Here is a 17,093-nt window from a genome sequence, read left to right on the forward strand (position 1 = left end):
TCAGTACATCGGCTGACCTCACCCAAGCCGCCTGACCCCGCACGCACCCTCGGCTTGGCCACCCCGCCCCCGTACGTCCCGGCGGACAGACGAGGGCGGGCGGCGGAGCGCCGGTGGGCGGACGGGCGGACAGCGTGTGCATCACCGGCCGGGTGGACGCGGCCGGGGGCTCAGCGGGCCGCGGCCGCGCAGGGCTGGATCGCGACGAATTCGGTGTAGTGGTCGCGGTAGGTCTCGGTGAACGTCAGCGGCGGGCACAGCTGTGCCCGCCGGCGCATGTCGGCGGCGTCCTCGGGCAGGATGTAGCGGGCCTTCTGGTAGTCGCGGACTTCGGCTGCGAAGGCCTTGGCGTAAGCCTCGTGGGAGCTGAAGCCGAGTTGCTGTACGGTGCGCACGTTGTCGTAGCTGCCGACGAAGCCGGAGATGTAGCGCGCCTCGCCGAGTTCGACGAATGGCAGCCGAGGCACCTGTCGGCCGGTGCGGTCCTCGGTGATCGCGTTGCCGATGGCGTCGCGGACGACGGTGCCGTTCTGAGTCCGCAGCTGCGTGCTCGTCGGCGGCGGAGATCCCTTGCGGACCCAGTCGTGCCCCTGCAGGAAATGCGCGCGCAGCGCGGGTACGAAGGAGGCCGGTGTTGTCTGCCTCACCGGGAACGGCAGGTCCAGCGGCGCGTCCAGCGGATCCGGGATGTGCGGACTGCCCGCGACGACGTAGAAGCGGTAGCGGTCCAGGGCGACGCCTCGGTCGGTCAGGTTCGTGGAGTCGTCAGCTTCCGAGTTCACGATGACGATCTTGCCGTCGAAGCGGCCGGCCGCTAGGTCGGCCTGCGGGTCGAAGCCCTCCGTGGTGATCGGCACGGCCAGGTCGAACACGCCTGCGGCGGCGCCGGCATGGACCAGGCGGAGGATGGGGTACGAGCTGTCGGAGAAGCCCGTGACGTACTTCCGGGCCACTTTTCCGACCATCGAGCGGCCACCGGAGGAGAGCGCTTTGGCGAAGTCGGTGATGATCTCGTCGTCGACCCTCGCTCCGTCCTCCTCGATTCCTCCCTCGATGAACGTGCCGGGGACGGACGGGTCGAGGATGCGGTTGCCGAGGGTGCTCCAGCCGACGCTGGCGTGTACGAATCCGCGGCGGAACAGGAAATCCCTGCCGAGGTAGACGTTGAGCGTACCGAGGCCCACCACGAAGTGGGGCGGTTCCACGAGCACGGTGCCGTTGGAGCGGTGCGGTTCGGCCGGGGCACTGATCCGGTAGGGCACCCGGAACCGGCCGGTGGACGTCCGGCCTTCGAACACGCCGTCGTACTGGACGTAGCGGATGCCGCCGAACGACCCGAGGGGCGTGGTCGTCGGACGGCTGAGCCGGTCCTCGGTCCCGCCCTGTGGGGGGTCGGCGGCGTCATGGGGCGCCACGAGCGACTGGGAGTGACGGGGGACGGCCTGGGCGGCTGTTGCCGGCAGGGCCGGCATGAGTGCCGCCAGCAGCAGTGCCCACAGCCCGAGCCGCCTCCGGCGGAAGCGCCCCGGCTGTGCGAGGGAGCGGGAATGACCGGTCGGCCGGTCGGGTTGTGACCGCCGCTGCAGCGTGACCTTGCCGCTGTATCGGAACCACTGCCAGAACATCGAGTGCTCCTCCTTTACGCCGGGAAGCACTCATTCGGTGCTCCGGCGCTGGAGCCAGCCGACCACTCCCGGTCCGGTCCGGCCTACCAGCCTCGCCCAACGGAGCGAGCCGCCTCCCCCGTCTGGGCGTCCCAGCAAGTTGGCGCGAGACCTCTCGGTGCGGTCCGTTCTCACCTACACAGCCACACACGTCATGCCGGGCAGGCACTCAGCGGGAGAGTCGCGTGATCAATGGCCGAGCGCGAACCCCACCCGGTGCACCGCGCCCCCCAGGCCCCATCGCGCGACCAACTTCTGCAGCGCGGCCGGATCGCGCGGAGCCGTGGGCAGCGCCGCGTCGAAGTCGGGCAACGGCACATCCCCGGCGACGCGCACCACCTTCGGCGCCACCGCCACATAGTCCCGCGCCTCGTCGAGCCGCTTGCGCTGCGACGGGGTCAGCTTCGCCGTGGGGTCGTCCACCGCCGCCATGATTCCGGCCAGGTCGCCGTAGGTGGCGAGCAGCTTCGCCGCCGTCTTCTCGCCGATGCCCGGCACGCCCGGCAGGCCGTCGCTCGGGTCGCCGCGCAGCAGGGCCAGATCCGCGTATCCGGGGCCGTCGACGCCGTACTTCTCACGCAGCCAGGCCTCGTCCGTGACCTGGAGCGAGCCGACGCCCTTGAGCGGGTAGAGCACCCGCACGCCGCGGGCGTCGTCCACCAGCTGGTACAGGTCGCGGTCGCCGGTGACGATGTCCACCGGGCCCGTCGCCCGGCCGGCGAGCGTGCCGATGATGTCGTCCGCCTCGTACCCCGCGACCCCCACGCGGGCGATCCCCAGCGCGTCGAGGACCTCCTCGATGACGGGGACCTGCGGGGACAGCGTGTCGGGGATCTCCTCCTCGTCCGGCCCGGTCTCGGTCTCCACCGCCACGCGGTGCGCCTTGTACGAGGGGATCAGCTCCACCCGCCAGTGCGGCCGCCAGTCGGCGTCCATGCAGGCCACCAGGTCGTCCGGATGGTGGTCCTGGACGAGACGGGTGATGAAGTCGAGAAGCCCGCGCACGGCGTTGACCGGGGTGCCGTCGGGGGCCCGGACCGAGTCGGGGACCCCGAAGTAGGCACGGAAGTACAGGGAAGCGGTGTCGAGGAGCATCAGGCGTCGCGTCACACCCCGATGATGCCGTACCCCACTGACAGTGAAGCGGATCACCTTTGCGTTTGTGGCCAGGGGGCAGGGGCAGGCGGGGTCCCGGAGCGGACCCTGTACCGGTTTCAACCAACGGACCCGGGGGACGACGGGCGGACCCTGTCCCGCTCCACGGCCCGGCTGCGGGGGTGGCGGTCCGTTTTCGTTTCAACGCGTGAGGTGTATGTGTCCAGGCTCCAGGCCGATCACCTGTACAAGGTCTTCGGCAGACGACCCGACGAAGCGGTACGAAAACTCGAAGGCGGCGCCGACCGCGACGAGCTGCGTGCCGACGGAACGACCCCAGCGGTGATCGACGCGTCCTTCACCGTCGAGCCGGGCCAGATCTTCGTCGTCATGGGTCTGTCCGGATCCGGCAAGTCCACCCTCCTGCGCATGCTCAACGGCTTGCTCGAGCCGACCGCCGGCCGCGTCCTCTTCGACGGCCGGGACCTGACCGCGCTGAGCGCCCGGGACCTGCGGACCGTCCGCTCCAGCAAGATCAGCATGGTGTTCCAGCACTTCGCGCTCTTCCCCCACCGCAGCGTGCTGGAGAACGCCGCGTACGGCCTGGAGGTCCAGGGCGTCCCCCGCGCCGAGCGCGAGCGGCGTGCCACCGCGGCCCTGGAGCTGTGCGGCCTGGCGGGCTGGGAGAAGTCCTGGCCCGACGAGCTCTCCGGCGGAATGCAGCAGCGTGTCGGCCTCGCCCGGGCGCTGACGACCGACGCCGACCTGCTCCTGATGGACGAGTCGTTCAGTGCCCTCGACCCGCTGATCCGCCGCGACATGCAGGACCAGCTGCTCGAACTCCAGAAGCGGCTGAAGAAGACCATCGTCTTCATTACCCACGACCTCAACGAGGCCATGCGGCTCGGCGACCGCATCGCGGTGATGCGCGACGGCCGGATCGTCCAGCTCGGCACGTCCGAGGACATCCTGCTGCGCCCCGCCAACGACTATGTCGCCTCCTTCATCCAGGACGTGGACCGCTCCAGGGTCCTGACCGCGGAAGCCGTCATGAGCGAGCCGCACCGGCCCGACGCGGGCGACTGCGGCTGCGAGAGCGTCACGCCCGACACCCTCGTCGCGGACCTGTGCGCCGTCAGCGCGCGGGTCCCGCACCCCGTCGCCGTCAGGGACGCCGGGGGCGCGGTCGTCGGCGTCGTCGCGCAGTCCCGGCTGATCGGTTTCGTCGGTGACGAGCACGGCGGCCCGGCCACCTGCGACGCGGGCGGCGCCACCAAGGAGGTGGCCCATGCCTAGGCTCCACCTCGGCGACTGGGTCGACAGCGGCGTCGACTGGCTCCAGGCTCAGCTCTCCTGGCTCTTCGACGCCATCAGCACGGTCGTCACCGGCATGTACGACGGCATCGACGCGGTCCTCTCCGCACCCGCGCCGCTGCTCTTCGCCGGGATCCTCGCCGTCGGAGCCTGGTGGCTGCGCGGCCTGGTCGCGGGCGTTCTCGCCTTCGCCGGATTCACCCTGATCGACTCCATCGAGCTGTGGGGCGACGCCATGTCGACCCTCTCGCTGGTCCTCGTCGCCACCATCGTCACCCTCGCCATCGCGGTCCCGCTGGGCATCTGGGCCTCCCGCTCCACGACCGTGAGCGCGGTCCTGCGGCCGGTCCTGGACTTCATGCAGACCATGCCGGCGATGGTCTACCTCATTCCCGGCATCATCTTCTTCGGCGTCGGCGTGGTCCCCGGCATCATCGCGACCATCGTCTTCGCCCTGCCGCCGGGCGTACGGATGACCGAGCTCGGCATCCGCCAGGTCGACGGGGAACTCGTCGAGGCCGCCGAGGCCTTCGGCACCACACCGCGCAACACCCTGCTGCGCGTGCAGCTCCCGCTCGCGCTGCCCACGATCATGGCCGGTATCAACCAGGTCATCATGCTCGGCCTGTCCATGGTGGTCATCGCCGGCATGGTGGGTGGCGGCGGTCTCGGTGGCGCGGTCTACCGGGCCATCGGCAACGTGGACATCGGCCTCGGCTTCGAGGCGGGTATCTCCATCGTCATCCTGGCGATGTACCTGGACCGTGTCACCGGCGCCCTCGGCCGCCAGGTCTCGCCGCTCGGCCGCCGTGCGGCGGCCAAGGCGAAGTCCCTGACCGGCGGCGCCAAGGTCTGGAACTACCGTCCGCAGCCCGTCGTGGCCGTGGTGGGCGTCGTCGTCCTCGCGCTCGTCGCGGGCGGCATGGGCATGTTCGGCGCATCCAAGCCGGCCGACGCCTCCGACGCCACCGACGTCGGACAGGGCAAGAAGGTCTCCCTCGGCTACATCCCGTGGGACGAGGGCATCGCCTCCACGTTCCTGTGGAAGGAACTGCTCGAACAGCGCGGCTTCGAGGTCGAGACCAAGCAGTACGAGGCCGGGGCGCTCTACACCGGTATGGCCAACGGCCAGATCGACCTCCAGACGGACTCCTGGCTGCCCGTCACCCACGCCACGTACTGGAAGAAGTACCAGGACAGGCTGGAGGACCTGGGCGCCTGGTACGGCCCCACCTCGCTGGAGCTGTCCGTCCCCTCGTACATGAAGGGCGTCGACTCCCTCGACGACCTCAAGGGGAAGGCGGGTCAGTTCAAGGGCCGCGTCGTCGGCATCGAGCCGAGCGCCGGAATGATGGGCATCCTCAAGGACAAGGTCCTCAAGGACTACGGCCTGGAGGGCGAGTACAAGGTCGTCGACGGGTCCACGCCCGGCATGCTCGCCGAGCTGAAGCGCGCCTACGCGAAGAAGGAGCCCATCGTCACCACTCTGTGGTCGCCGCACTGGGCCTACTCCACCTACGACCTGAAGAAGCTCAAGGACCCCAAGGGCAGCTGGGGCAAGGGCGACGGGGTGCACACCCTGGCCCGCAAGGGCTTCTCCGCAGAGAACCCGCAGGCCGGCCGGTGGCTCAAGGACTTCAGGATGACCGAGAAGCAGCTCACCGGTCTCGAGGCGAAGATCCAGGAGACCGGCAAGGGCAAGGAGCAGGAGGCCGTCCGCGCCTGGCTGAAGGACAACCCCGGCCTCGCCGACAAGTGGACGCCGGTCGCCAAGGCCGCCAAAGGAGCGGACGGCAAGGACGAGCGCGCCCGCGCCCTGAACGTCGCCTGGTTCCCCTGGGAGGAGGACATAGCCGCCACCTACCTGTGGAAGGCGGTCCTGGAGCAGCGCGGCTACAAGCTGAACCTCAAGCAGTTCGAGGTCGGCCCGATGTACGCCGCCATGTCACGTGGCCAGGTCGACGTCCAGTTCGACGGCTGGCTGCCGAACACCCAGAAGAACTACTGGGGCCAGTACGGCGACAAGCTCACCGACCTCGGCCCCTGGTACAGCCCCACCTCCCTGGAGGTGGCCGTGCCCTCCTACGTCAAGGACGTGAAGACACTGGAGGACCTCAAGGGCAAGGCATCGCGGTTCAAGGGCCGGATCGTCGGCATCGAGCCCGGCACCGGTGTGATGGGCCTGCTCAAGGACAAGGTCCTGCCCGGCTACGGCCTGGACCAGGAGTACGAGGTCGTCGACGGTTCGACGCCCGGCATGCTCGCCGAGCTGCGGCGCGCGTACCAGGCCAAGGAGCCGATCGCCGTCCTGCTCTGGTCGCCGCACTGGGCGTACGACGAGTACGGGCTGACCAAGCTGGCGGACTCCAAGAAGCTCTTCGGCGAGGGTGACAAGATCCACACCGTGGGCAGCAAGGAGTTCCCGAAGCAGTACCCGCGGCTGGCGAAGTGGTTCAAGAACTTCACGCTGGACGAGGAGCAGCTGGCCGGCCTGGAGAACGAGATCGCCCGGCGCGGCAAGGGCCACGAAGACGAAGCCGTGAAGACCTGGATGGAGCAGAACCCCGGAATGGTGGACCGGATGGCCCCGCTGTAGCGGGCGCTCCCGGGCGGGACCGCTCCCGCGCGGGACCACTCCGCACCAGGCGGATCACACGGAAGAGGGGCGGACGGCCAGGGGCCGTCCGCCCCTTTCGCCGTCCGGCGGCCGCCGTGCGCGCCCTCGAGCCCCCGAAGCGGGTGTGACAACTGTGGCGAACCCCGGCCCGAAGCTGCGTAGGGTGCACGTGACCGACCAGTACGACTGAACCGGCGGCGGATGGGCACCACGGAGAGGGAGGGAGCCGGAGACATGGACGACAAGGACACGCTTCGGGTGGGCTCGGCCGTCCGAAGGAGACGCAGGGCGCTGGACATGACGCTCGCGGCGGTCGCCGCGCGCAGCGGCCTGTCCGTGCCCTTCCTCAGCCAGGTCGAGAACGAGCGCGCCCGCCCGAGCGCTCGCTCGCTCCAGCGGGTCGCCGACGCCCTCGGGACCACGCCCGCGGAGCTCCTCGCCGCCGCCGACAGCGCCCGCACGGTCGATGTCGTACGGTCCGGCGACCACGCCGAGCTCTCGCCCGGGCCCGGCATCAGGCCCCTGGTGCGCGGCCACCACCAGCTGCACGCCCTGGAGTTCACCGGGGAGCAGGACGCCGGCCGCGAGTACCTCCACCCCAACGACGAGCTGCTGTACGTCGCCGACGGCGCCGCCGAGGTCGAGGCCGAAGGCCGCGCCTATCGCCTCGCGCGCGGCGACACCCTCTACCTCTCGGGCGGCGTACGCCACCGCTGGCGCGCCACCGAGCCCGGCACCCGTCTCGTGGTGGTGGCCGTCGCCGACCACGTCGAGACGACCGGACGCTGATGCGGGCCGCGCCCCGGGTCGTCTCTCTCGTGCCGTCGCTGACCGAAGCCGTCGCGGCCGGCGCCCCGGACCTGCTCGTCGGCGCGACCGACTGGTGCACCCACCCGTCCGGTCTGGACGTCGTACGGATCAAGGGCACCAAGAACCCCGACACCGACGCGATCGTCGCCCTGCGCCCCGACCTCGTCGTCGCCAACGAGGAGGAGAATCGCGCCGCCGACCTGGCCGTGCTGCGGGCCGCCGGGATCGAGGTCCTGGTCACCGAGGTACGAACCCTTGACCAGGCCTTCCGCGAGCTGGACCGGGTCCTGCGGGCCTGCGGCGCACGCACCCGGCCGCGGTGGCTCGACGAGGCCGAAGCGGCCTGGGACGCGCTCACCCCGGCCGGGCCGCCCCGCACCGCGATCGTGCCGATCTGGCGGCGGCCCTGGATGGTCCTCGGGCGTGACACCTTCGCCGGCGACCTGCTGGCCCGCCTGGGAATCCACCACCTGTACGCGGACCACCCCGAGCGCTACCCCCGGATTCCGCTGGACGAGCTGCGCTCCGCAGGCGCCGACCTGGTGGTTCTGCCCGACGAGCCGTACCGCTTCACCGCCGGCGACGGGCCCGAGGCGTTCGCCCCGGCGCCCGCCGCCCTGGTCAGCGGCCGGCACCTCACCTGGTACGGGCCGTCCCTGGCCGAGGCGCCCCGGGTGCTGCGAGCAGCTCTCCGCTGACCAGCCCCCGCACGGTGCGCGCCCCCGCGACCATCCATGCCGCCACGAGGGCGGCATACAGCACGACGGCGAGCCACCGCAGCGCGCCCAGCCCGGTGTGCGCGGCCAGGCCCTCCGCGCCCGTCACACACGTTCCGACGGGGAACGTGAAGGCCCACCAGGTCATCGCGAAGCCCATCCCACGGCGCCGGGCGCGCACCACCATCGCGGCGGCAAGTGCCAGCCACAACAACGCGAAGCCCATCACCGGAACCCCGTAGATCACCGCGAAGACCGCGAAACCCTCGGCGTACGGCGGGGGCAGCACGCCGGGCGCCACATCGGCGAACTTGTTCACGGCGGTCGTCGACTGGCCCAGCGGCCCGAGGACAAGGAACAGCGTCGGAGTGAGCGCGAGGGGCAGCGGACCGCCGGTGACCAGCCGTCCGAACACCAGAGGGAGCATCACCAGCGTCGCCAGCAGACTCAGGCCGAACATGGCGTAGCAGCCGAGCAGCATGGCCTCCCGCGCCTGGCCGGCGGGCACATGTCCGACGAGGAGCGGGCCCAGCGCGGCGGACACCATCGGCGCGACGACCGGAAGCAGCCACACCGGCGACGCGCTCTCGATCCTGTGGTGCACGACCATGAGGTACGGGACGGCCACGGCGGCGGCCAGGCCGATCGCGGTCCCCGCCGTGAACAGCACGACGTCGATCGCGAGGGCCGCCTCCCCGCCGATCCAGTCCCGGCCCACCAGCATGGCCCCGCCGCCGACCGCGAGCAGCGCCATCGACAGACACCCGTAGAACGGCGCGACCGCCGGGTCCAGCAGGTGCTCGCGCGCCCGGTCCCGGTGGTGCCTCCAGTGCAGCGCCCTGGCCGTCAGCAGCGCCGTCAGCATCGCCAAGGAGAGCGCCCAGATCGCGGCGCACGCCGTCCGCAGTCCCGGAACGCCGACCGGCAGGGCCGCGCCCGCGGTGGCGACGATCGCGGTGCCCATGACGGAGGCGTACCAGTTCGGGCCGAGGTGACGTACCGCCGCGGCCTTGACCTTGTGGGGGGCGGCGGGACGGTACGTACGGGGTTGAGCGAGGGTGACCATGGCCTCAGCCTCTCCGCGCGCGGGAACCCCGACCAGGGATCACCGGTCTATGCCGTCATAAGCTGGGCTTATGAGCAGCGACGCACCCCTGTCCCACCGGGTCCCCGACCTCGGCGCCCTCGAACTGCTCCTCGCCGTCGCGCGGCACGGCAGCCTCGGCCGGGCGGCGCGCGAGGTCGGCATCACCCAGCCCGCCGCGAGCAGCCGCATCCGCTCCATGGAACGGCAGCTCGGCGTCGCCCTGGTGGACCGCTCGCCCCGCGGCTCACGGCTCACCGACGCGGGCGCGCTCGTCACCGACTGGGCCCGGCGGATCGTCGAGGCGGCGGAGGCCTTCGACGCGGGCGCGCAGGCGCTGCGGGACCGGCGCGACTCCAGGCTGCGGGTCGCCGCCTCGATGACCATCGCCGAGTATCTGCTGCCGGGCTGGCTCATCGCGCTGCGCGCGGGCCGTCCCGACACGGCGGTGTCGCTTCTCGCCGGCAACTCCGCGGCTGTCGCCGAGCGTCTCCTGGACGGCGAGGCGGACCTCGGCTTCGTGGAAGGCCTGGCCATACCGGACGGGCTGGACGGGGTCGTCGTGGCGCACGACCGGCTCACCGTCGTCGCCGCCCCGACCCACCGGTGGGCCCGCCGACGGGCGCCCGTCGCCCCCGCCGAGGTCGCCGAGACCCCGCTGATCCTGCGCGAACGCGGTTCGGGCACCCGGCAGGTCCTCGACTCGGCGCTCGCCGCGTACGGAGGTCTCGCCGAGCCGCTGCTCGAACTCGCCTCCACGACCGCGGTCAAGGCGGCGGCGGTCAGTGGCGCGGGCCCGGCGGTCCTCAGCGAGTTGGCCATCGCGGAGGAGCTGGCCTCCCGGCGGCTGGTCGAGATCCCGGTGGAAGGGGTCAGCCTCCGCCGCGACCTCCGCGCGGTCTGGCCGACGGGCCACCGCCCCACTGGGCCGGCCCGCGACCTCCTGGCTCTGACGCGGACATGAGGGGACCGGGGCTTGGGACCGGGGGCCGGGGCCAGGCCCGGACTGGCGCCGGGCCTCAGCCGCTCGTAGCTCGGACGGTGTCCGCGTCGCCTCAGGCGCCCGCGGCCCGGACCAGGGCCCGCATCACCCGTAGGTCCTCGCCCATCTCCGGGTGCCACTGCACGCCCAACGCCCATGCCGGTGCCGGGAGTTCGATCGCCTCCACGGTGCCGTCCCCGGCGTACGCGGAGATCGTCAGGCCCTCGCCGAGCCGGTCCACCGCCTGGTGGTGGTACGTCGGAACCGAGGTCTCCTCCGGTGCCAGCGACGCGTAGCGCGTCCCCGGCACCGGCTTCACCGCGTGCCGCCCGAAGACGCCCACCTGTACCGCGTGGCCGTCCATGTGCTGGACGAGCGTCCCGCCGAGTGCGACGTTCAGCAGCTGCATGCCCCGGCAGATGCCGAGCAACGGTGTCCCGGACTCCAGGGCCGCGTCGATGAGTGCGAGCTCCCACGCGTCCCGCTCCCGAGCCGGAGGCCCGGTCCGGGGCCCCGGCTCGGCCCCGTACCGTACGGGCTCCACGTCCGCCCCTCCCGCCACCACCAGCGCGTCGAGCCGGGCGACCACCTCGGCGGCGAGGGCCGGGTCGTCCGGCGGGATCATCGCCGCGATCCCGCCGGACGCCTGGACGAAACGGGGATAGGCGGCCGGCAGCAGCGCGGCGGGCAGGTCCCACACGCCCCACTGGGCGGACGCCTCCAGATAGGTCGTCACACCGATGAGCGGCTTGGACACGGTCGGGCCTCCGGTGGGGATGGGTACGGGGATCAGTCGCGTTCGAGTTCGGCCTCGGCCGCGGCCAGTGCCGCGAACTCCTCCTCGGGCGCGCGGGCGACCAGGTGGTGGCGACTGTAGAAGGCGAAGTAGGCGAGGGCGACGACGTAGACGCCGAGCGCCATGAACGCCGCGTCCTTGTCGACCAGGAAGGTCGCGACCAGCGCCGACAGGGCGAGGACGAAGGCGACCGACGAGGTGACGATGCCACCGGGCGTCCGGTACGGCCGGGCGAGGCCGGGCTCGCGGCGCCGGAGCACGATGTGCGAGAGCGCCATCAGCGCGTAGGAGATGGTCGCGCCGAAGACCGCGATGTTCAGCATCCGCGCGCCGTTGCCCGTACCGGCGGCGAGCGCGAATCCGATCGCGCCCGGGATCAGCAGGCCCAGGTAGGGGGACTTGCGGCGGCTGGTCAGGGACAGGAACCGGGGCAGATAGCCGGCCCGGGAGAGGGCGAAGAGCTGGCGCGAGCCCGCGTAGATGAGCGAGAAGAACGAGGCCACCAGGCCGGCCAGCCCCGCGTAGTTGACGAAGCGGCTGAGCGCGGTCGGGTCGCCGTCGCCCTGGAGGGCCACGACGAGCGGGTTGCCGGCCTCCTGGATGGCGGCCGAGCCCCGCGCGCCCGTCGAGGCGAAGAAGGTGATGACGGCGAGCAGGACCAGGATGGACATCGAGATGGCGAGCGCCTTCGGCATGGACTTGACCGGGTCCTTGGCCTCCTCGGCGGCGAGCGGGACACCCTCCACACCGAGGAAGAACCACATGCCGAACGGGAACGCGGCCCAGATGCCCAGCAGGCCGAACGGCAGCCAGGAGCTGGACCCCGTCGCGTCCGGGTCGACCGGGATGTCGTCCAGGCCGCTCACCTGGAAGTCGGTGAGCGCGCCGAGCGCGAAGATCAGCAGCGCGGCCACCGCGACCGCCGTGACGATCAGACTGAAGCGCAGAGCCTCGCCGACGCCCCACAGATGGATGCCGATGAAGATCACGAAACAGGCCAGATAGACCGGCCAGCCGGACTCCAGGCCGAACAGCCCCAGGGATTCGACGTAGTCGCCGATGAAGATGGAGATCGCGGCGGGGGCGAGGATGTACTCGATGAGGATCGCCGTACCGGTGAGGAAGCCGCCCCAGGTGCCGAGCGCGCGGCGGGCGAAGCCGTAGCCGCCGCCCGCCGTGGGCAGGATCGCCGAGAGTTCGGCGAGGGCGAAGACGAGGCAGGCGTACATCGCGCCCATGAGGAGGGTGGCGATGGCGAGCCCGCCGAAGCCGCCCTTGGACAGGCCGATGTTCCAGCCGGAGAAGTCACCGGAGACGACATAGGCCACGCCGAGGCCGGTCAGCAGCAACCAGCCGGCGCTGCCGCGCCGCAGGGCCCGGCGCTCCAGATAGTCGTCCGATGGCGCCGTCGGCGTGGTACGGCTCTCGTTGGTCTCGTCGAGCGTCATGGCAGCAGAGCTCCCGCGTCGGACCCAATGGAATGGGACCATACCTTTGCGCCGCGCCGCCGGGAACGCAAGACCTCTGCGTTACTTTCGGGTTACGCCCGCCGACGCGCACGGCCGGGGCCCTCCGGCCCGTGCCGTCTCAGGTGAGAAAGCCCCGCAGCAGCGCCGCCGTGCCGCCGCAGTGCTCGCGCATCACCTCGCGGGCCGCGTCCGCGTCCCCGTCGAGGATCGCCTCCACGAGAGCGGTGTGCTGGTGCTGGGAGTGCTCCAGATTGCGTACGAGCAGGGGGATGCAGTCCAGGAGGTCGTTCACCGATGCCCGCACGGCGGCGTACTGGGCCGTCAGCGTCGCCGAGCCGGACAGCTCGGCGATCGTCAGGTGGAGCAGGGTGTCGAGCCGGCGGTAGTCGCCGAGCTCCGCGTCGTGCGTCGCGGAGAGGGCCGCGCGCAGCCGCTCGGCGCCCTCCTCGGTGAGTCCGTGGGCCGCGCAGAGCCCGGCCGCGCCGGCCTCCAGCACCTCACGGAAGCGCAGGGTGTCCTCGACGTCCACCGAGGCGATACGGCGCCGCAGCTCGTCCTCGCCGCCCGTTCGGTCCCGCTGGAGCACAAACGTTCCGCCGTACCGGCCGCGCCGGCTCTCCACGAGCCCCTGGTCCTGGAGGACCTTCAGCACCTCCCTCAGGGTGACCCGGCTGATCCCCATCCGGTCCGCCAGCTCCCGCTCGGCGGGCAGTCGCTCCCCGCCGGGCACGAGCCCGAGCCGCACGATCTGGAGGATCTGCTCCAGCGCCTCCTCGAAGCCGTTGCCCGCCCGCACCGGCCTGAGCACGGGCGTCAGCCGGTCCGCCGGTTCACTCGTCCTGGCCACGTTGTGGTTTCCCCTTCCCAAGCAATGGTCTTCGGCAATACCTTATGGCTTCCGGCAGGCCGTCACCATGACGTGAATCGGAGTATTCCCGTGGCAGACCGCAAACCCCCGCTCGCCGTCGAGGAGCTGCGTGCCCTCGTCGCGAACGGTGAGATCGACACAGTCGTCCTCGCCTTCCCCGATATGCAAGGGCGGCTCCAGGGCAAACGGTTCGCCGCGCCCTTCTTCCTCGACGAGGTACTGGAGCACGGCACCGAGGGCTGCAACTACCTCCTCGCCGTGGACGTGGAGCTCAACACTGTCGACGGCTACGCGATGTCCTCCTGGGACAGCGGCTACGGCGACTTCGCCATGCACCCCGACCTCTCCACACTGCGACGCGTCCCCTGGGACGAGGGCACCGCCCTGCTCGTCGCCGATCTCGCCTGGAACGACGGCTCGCCCGTCGTCGCGGCGCCCCGGCAGATCCTGCGCCGACAGCTGGAGCGCCTTGCCGAGCACGGCTTCACCGCCCACGTCGGCACCGAGCTCGAGTTCATCGTCTTCAAGGACACCTATGAGCAGGCGTGGGACGCGAACTACCGCGACCTCACCCCGGCCAACCAGTACAACATCGACTACTCGGTCCTCGGCACCGGCCGCATCGAACCGCTGCTGCGCCGCATCCGCAACGACATGGCCGCCGCCGGACTGACCGTCGAGTCCGCCAAGGGCGAGTGCAACCCGGGCCAGCACGAGATCGCCTTCAAGTACGACGAGGCACTGGTCACCTGTGACCAGCACGCCGTCTACAAGACCGGCGCCAAGGAGATCGCCTCGCAGGAAGGCGTCTCGCTCACCTTCATGGCCAAGTACAACGAGCGCGAGGGCAACTCCTGTCACATCCACCTGTCCCTCCAGGACGCCGACGGGCGCAACGTGATGGCAGGGGACGGCCCCGGCGGCATGTCACCGGTGATGCGTCACTTCCTCGCCGGACAGCTCGCGGCCCTGCGCGACTTCTCCCTGCTGTACGCGCCCAACATCAACTCCTACAAGCGCTTCCAGTCCGGCTCCTTCGCACCGACCGCCGTCGCGTGGGGCTACGACAACCGCACGTGCTCCCTCCGGGTCGTCGGCCACGGCCGCTCGATGCGCTTCGAGAACCGTCTCCCCGGCGGCGACGTCAACCCGCACCTCGCCGTCGCCGGCCTGGTCGCGGCCGGGCTGTACGGCATCGAGAACGAGCTGGAACTCCCGGACGCCTGCACCGGAAACGCCTACACCGGCGACTACGCGCACGTGCCCACCACCCTCCGCGAGGCCGCCGAGCTGTGGGAGAACAGCCCCCTCGCGAAGGCCGCCTTCGGCGACGAGGTCGTCGCCCACTACCGCAACATGGCGCGCGTCGAGCTGGAGGCCTTCGACGCCGCGGTGACCGACTGGGAGCTGCGCCGCTCCTTCGAACGCATGTGAGGAACGCCTTGTCGAACGAGCACCCCGCTTCCGCACACCAGGTCCTGAACCCGGCGACCGAGGAAGTCATCGCCACCGTCCCGGCGGCTACCGCGGCCGACGTCGACGCCGCCGTCGCCCGGGCCCGCGCCGCACAGCGCGGCTGGGCCGCCGCCGCGCCCGCGGACCGCGCCCGGCTGTTGCGCCGCTTCGCCGCCGTCGTCGACGACCACATCGAGGAACTCGCCCAGCTGGAAGTCCGCGAAGCCGGTCACACGATCGGCAACGCCCGCTGGGAGGCCGGTAACGTCCGTGATCTCCTCGACTTCGCCGCCGGGGGAGTGGAGCGGCTCTCCGGCCGTCAGATCCCGGTCGCCGGCGGACTCGACATCACGATCCTCGAACCACTCGGCGTGATCGGCGTGATCGCGCCGTGGAACTTCCCCCTGCCGATCGCCGCCTGGGGCACGGCCCCGGCCCTCGCGGCGGGCAACGCGGTGATCCTCAAGCCCGCCGAGACCACCCCGCTCACCGCGTTGCGGCTCGCGGAACTCGCCCTGGAAGCCGGCCTTCCCGAGCATCTGTTCCAGGTGCTGCCGGGCGCCGGTGACGTCGCGGGCAACGCGCTCGTCGAACACCCCGGAGTCGCGAAGATCGTCTTCACCGGCTCCACCCGGGTCGGAAAGTCGATCATGGCGAAGTGCGCCGACCGCGTGAAGCGGGTCACCCTCGAACTCGGCGGCAAGAGTCCCAACATCGTCTTCGCGGACTCCGACATCGAGGCCGCGGCGGCCGCGGCCCCCATGTCCTTCCTGGACAACTCCGGCCAGGACTGCTGCGCCCGCACCCGCATCCTGGTCCAGCGCTCCGCGTACGACCGCTTCATGGAGCTGCTCACCCCGGCCGTCCAGGAGATCGTCGTCGGCGACCCCTCGGACGAGAAGACCCAGATGGGCCCGCTGATCTCGGCCGCGCAACTCCAGCGCGTACGGTCCTATGTCACCGAGGACCTCAAGGGCATTCGCGGCACCGCCCCCGAGGGCCCCGGGTTCTGGTTCCCGCCGACCGTCCTCACCGAGCTGCCCGAGGACGCGCCCTGCGCCACCGAAGAGGTCTTCGGCCCGGTCGCCGTCGTCCTGCCCTTCGAGGACGAGGAGGACGCGATCCGGCTGGCCAACGCCACCGAGTACGGCCTCTCCGGCTCCCTCTGGACCCGCGACATCGGCCGGGCCCTGCGCGTCTCGCGGGCCGTCGCCGCCGGCAACCTCTCCGTCAACTCCCACTCCAGCGTCCGCTACTGGACGCCGTTCGGCGGCTACAAGCAGTCCGGCCTCGGCCGCGAGCTCGGCCCCGACGCCCTCACCGCTTTCACCGAAACCAAGAACGTCTTCATCAGCACGGAGGCCTGAGCACCCATGACCGACAGCACCAGCGAGAACATCTGCCGCCGCCTGGCGGGCCGTACCGCCGTCATCACCGGCGCCGGCAGCGGCATCGGCCTGGCCACCGCGCGCCGCCTCGCCTCCGAGGGCGCCAACGTCGTCTGCGGCGACATCGACGAGACCGCGGGCAAGGCCGCCGCCGAGGAGGTCGGCGGCACGTTCGCACGCGTCGACGTCACCGACCCCGAGCAGGTCGAGGCGCTCTTCAAGACCGCCTTCGACACCTACGGCAGCGTCGACATCGCCTTCAACAACGCGGGCATCTCGCCCCCCGACGACGATTCCATCCTCACCACCGGCCTCGAGGCGTGGAAGCGCGTCCAGGACGTCAACCTGACCTCCGTCTACCTGTGCTGCAAGGCCGCCCTGCCGTACATGCGGCGCCAGGGCAGGGGCTCCATCATCAACACCGCCTCCTTCGTCGCCATCATGGGCGCCGCCACCTCCCAGATCTCCTACACCGCCTCCAAGGGCGGCGTGCTCGCCATGTCCCGCGAGCTCGGGGTGCAGTTCGCCCGCGAGGGCATCCGGGTCAACGCCCTGTGCCCGGGGCCGGTCAACACACCGCTGCTCCAGGAGCTGTTCGCGAAGGACCCCGAGCGCGCCGCCCGCCGCCTTGTGCACATCCCGGCCGGCCGGTTCGCCGAGGCGGAGGAGATCGCCGCCGCCGTCGCCTTCCTGGCCAGCGACGACTCCTCGTTCATCAACGCCACTGACTTCCTCGTCGACGGCGGTATCGCGGGCGCGTACGTCACCCCGCTCTAACCGTTCACCCCGCTTCCACCCACCCGACAGCCGGGCGTCGCACGACGCCCGGCTGTCG

The 17,093-nt window shown here is 71.3% G+C and carries 14 protein-coding genes; 8 read left to right on the forward strand and 6 right to left on the reverse strand.

All coding sequences use genetic code 11. The annotated features are described in order from the left end of the window. Positions 1-170: 170 nt before the first annotated feature. Together ACZ7J0_RS26740 and ACZ7J0_RS26745 are read right to left on the reverse strand one after the other, a co-directional pair. Positions 171-1,625: an alpha/beta hydrolase domain-containing protein gene (locus tag ACZ7J0_RS26740; RefSeq protein ID WP_470891468.1), complete on the reverse strand. Its 1,455-nt coding sequence runs from the start codon at positions 1,623-1,625 to the stop codon at positions 171-173. A 228-nt stretch (positions 1,626-1,853) separates the two neighbouring features. Then, positions 1,854-2,759, reverse strand: a complete 906-nt coding sequence (locus ACZ7J0_RS26745) for a 5'-3' exonuclease (RefSeq protein WP_470891657.1) — start codon at positions 2,757-2,759, stop codon at positions 1,854-1,856. A 219-nt stretch (positions 2,760-2,978) separates the two neighbouring features. Between ACZ7J0_RS26745 and ACZ7J0_RS26750 the strand changes: the two genes are divergently transcribed. The 4 genes from ACZ7J0_RS26750 to ACZ7J0_RS26765 all read left to right on the forward strand — a co-directional run bounded on the left by ACZ7J0_RS26750 (position 2,979) and on the right by ACZ7J0_RS26765 (position 8,198). After that, positions 2,979-4,055: a quaternary amine ABC transporter ATP-binding protein gene (locus ACZ7J0_RS26750; protein ID WP_470891470.1), complete on the forward strand. Its 1,077-nt coding sequence runs from the start codon at positions 2,979-2,981 to the stop codon at positions 4,053-4,055. Further along, on the forward strand, positions 4,048-6,669 hold the full coding sequence (locus ACZ7J0_RS26755) for an ABC transporter permease/substrate binding protein (RefSeq protein WP_470891472.1): 2,622 nt from the start codon (positions 4,048-4,050) through the stop codon (positions 6,667-6,669). Before ACZ7J0_RS26750 ends, ACZ7J0_RS26755 begins: the two co-directional genes overlap by 8 nt. A 255-nt stretch (positions 6,670-6,924) precedes the next feature. Then, positions 6,925-7,479: a helix-turn-helix domain-containing protein gene (locus ACZ7J0_RS26760; RefSeq protein WP_468709419.1), complete on the forward strand. Its 555-nt coding sequence runs from the start codon at positions 6,925-6,927 to the stop codon at positions 7,477-7,479. Continuing rightward, the gene (locus ACZ7J0_RS26765) at positions 7,479-8,198 is read left to right on the forward strand and encodes a helical backbone metal receptor (RefSeq protein WP_470891474.1); all 720 of its coding nucleotides are present in this window, start codon (positions 7,479-7,481) and stop codon (positions 8,196-8,198) included. Before ACZ7J0_RS26760 ends, ACZ7J0_RS26765 begins: the two co-directional genes overlap by 1 nt. Here ACZ7J0_RS26765 and ACZ7J0_RS26770 read toward each other — a convergent pair. Beyond that, on the reverse strand, positions 8,137-9,282 hold the full coding sequence (locus tag ACZ7J0_RS26770) for a TDT family transporter (protein ID WP_470891476.1): 1,146 nt from the start codon (positions 9,280-9,282) through the stop codon (positions 8,137-8,139). The genes ACZ7J0_RS26765 and ACZ7J0_RS26770 overlap by 62 nt on opposite strands. A gap of 70 nt (positions 9,283-9,352) precedes the next feature. On the opposite strand from ACZ7J0_RS26770, the gene ACZ7J0_RS26775 reads away from it, so the two are divergent. Then, a complete protein-coding gene (locus ACZ7J0_RS26775; protein WP_469122752.1) occupies positions 9,353-10,264 on the forward strand; it encodes a LysR family transcriptional regulator in 912 nt (303 codons plus the stop codon). 91 nt (positions 10,265-10,355) lie between these two features. Here the strand turns inward: ACZ7J0_RS26775 and ACZ7J0_RS26780 are convergent, their stop codons facing one another. From ACZ7J0_RS26780 to ACZ7J0_RS26790, 3 genes are all read right to left on the reverse strand, one after another. After that, positions 10,356-11,039 (reverse strand): gamma-glutamyl-gamma-aminobutyrate hydrolase family protein, encoded by a 684-nt coding sequence (locus ACZ7J0_RS26780; protein ID WP_470891478.1) that lies wholly within the window; start codon positions 11,037-11,039, stop codon positions 10,356-10,358. A gap of 32 nt (positions 11,040-11,071) precedes the next feature. Further along, positions 11,072-12,526: an ethanolamine permease gene (gene eat / locus ACZ7J0_RS26785; RefSeq protein WP_468709412.1), complete on the reverse strand. Its 1,455-nt coding sequence runs from the start codon at positions 12,524-12,526 to the stop codon at positions 11,072-11,074. Between the two features lie 139 nt (positions 12,527-12,665). Next, positions 12,666-13,394 (reverse strand): FadR/GntR family transcriptional regulator, encoded by a 729-nt coding sequence (locus ACZ7J0_RS26790; RefSeq protein ID WP_470891480.1) that lies wholly within the window; start codon positions 13,392-13,394, stop codon positions 12,666-12,668. 90 nt (positions 13,395-13,484) lie between these two features. Here ACZ7J0_RS26790 and ACZ7J0_RS26795 point away from each other — a divergent pair, with 90 nt between their 5' ends. Genes ACZ7J0_RS26795 through ACZ7J0_RS26805 form a run of 3 tightly spaced genes read left to right on the forward strand, consistent with a single transcriptional unit; the run spans position 13,485 to position 17,035 of the window. Beyond that, on the forward strand, positions 13,485-14,849 hold the full coding sequence (locus ACZ7J0_RS26795; RefSeq protein ID WP_470891482.1) for a glutamine synthetase family protein: 1,365 nt from the start codon (positions 13,485-13,487) through the stop codon (positions 14,847-14,849). An 8-nt stretch (positions 14,850-14,857) separates the two neighbouring features. Continuing rightward, positions 14,858-16,237, forward strand: a complete 1,380-nt coding sequence (locus tag ACZ7J0_RS26800) for an aldehyde dehydrogenase family protein (RefSeq protein ID WP_470891484.1) — start codon at positions 14,858-14,860, stop codon at positions 16,235-16,237. A gap of 6 nt (positions 16,238-16,243) precedes the next feature. Next, a complete protein-coding gene (locus ACZ7J0_RS26805) occupies positions 16,244-17,035 on the forward strand; it encodes a 3-oxoacyl-ACP reductase (protein ID WP_470891486.1) in 792 nt (263 codons plus the stop codon). Positions 17,036-17,093 lie beyond the last annotated feature (58 nt).

This window comes from Streptomyces sp. NPDC038280 (assembly GCF_055600045.1).

Coding starts and splice junctions, on each gene's coding strand:
- ACZ7J0_RS26740 (WP_470891468.1), bottom strand. CDS start 1,625: ATGTTCTGGCAGTGGTTCCGATACAGCGGCAAGGTCACGCTGCAGCGG.
- ACZ7J0_RS26745 (WP_470891657.1), bottom strand. CDS start 2,759: ATGCTCCTCGACACCGCTTCCCTGTACTTCCGTGCCTACTTCGGGGTC.
- ACZ7J0_RS26755 (WP_470891472.1), top strand. CDS start 4,048: ATGCCTAGGCTCCACCTCGGCGACTGGGTCGACAGCGGCGTCGACTGG.
- ACZ7J0_RS26760 (WP_468709419.1), top strand. CDS start 6,925: ATGGACGACAAGGACACGCTTCGGGTGGGCTCGGCCGTCCGAAGGAGA.
- ACZ7J0_RS26765 (WP_470891474.1), top strand. CDS start 7,479: ATGCGGGCCGCGCCCCGGGTCGTCTCTCTCGTGCCGTCGCTGACCGAA.
- ACZ7J0_RS26770 (WP_470891476.1), bottom strand. CDS start 9,282: ATGGTCACCCTCGCTCAACCCCGTACGTACCGTCCCGCCGCCCCCCAC.
- ACZ7J0_RS26775 (WP_469122752.1), top strand. CDS start 9,353: ATGAGCAGCGACGCACCCCTGTCCCACCGGGTCCCCGACCTCGGCGCC.
- eat (WP_468709412.1), bottom strand. CDS start 12,526: ATGACGCTCGACGAGACCAACGAGAGCCGTACCACGCCGACGGCGCCA.
- ACZ7J0_RS26805 (WP_470891486.1), top strand. CDS start 16,244: ATGACCGACAGCACCAGCGAGAACATCTGCCGCCGCCTGGCGGGCCGT.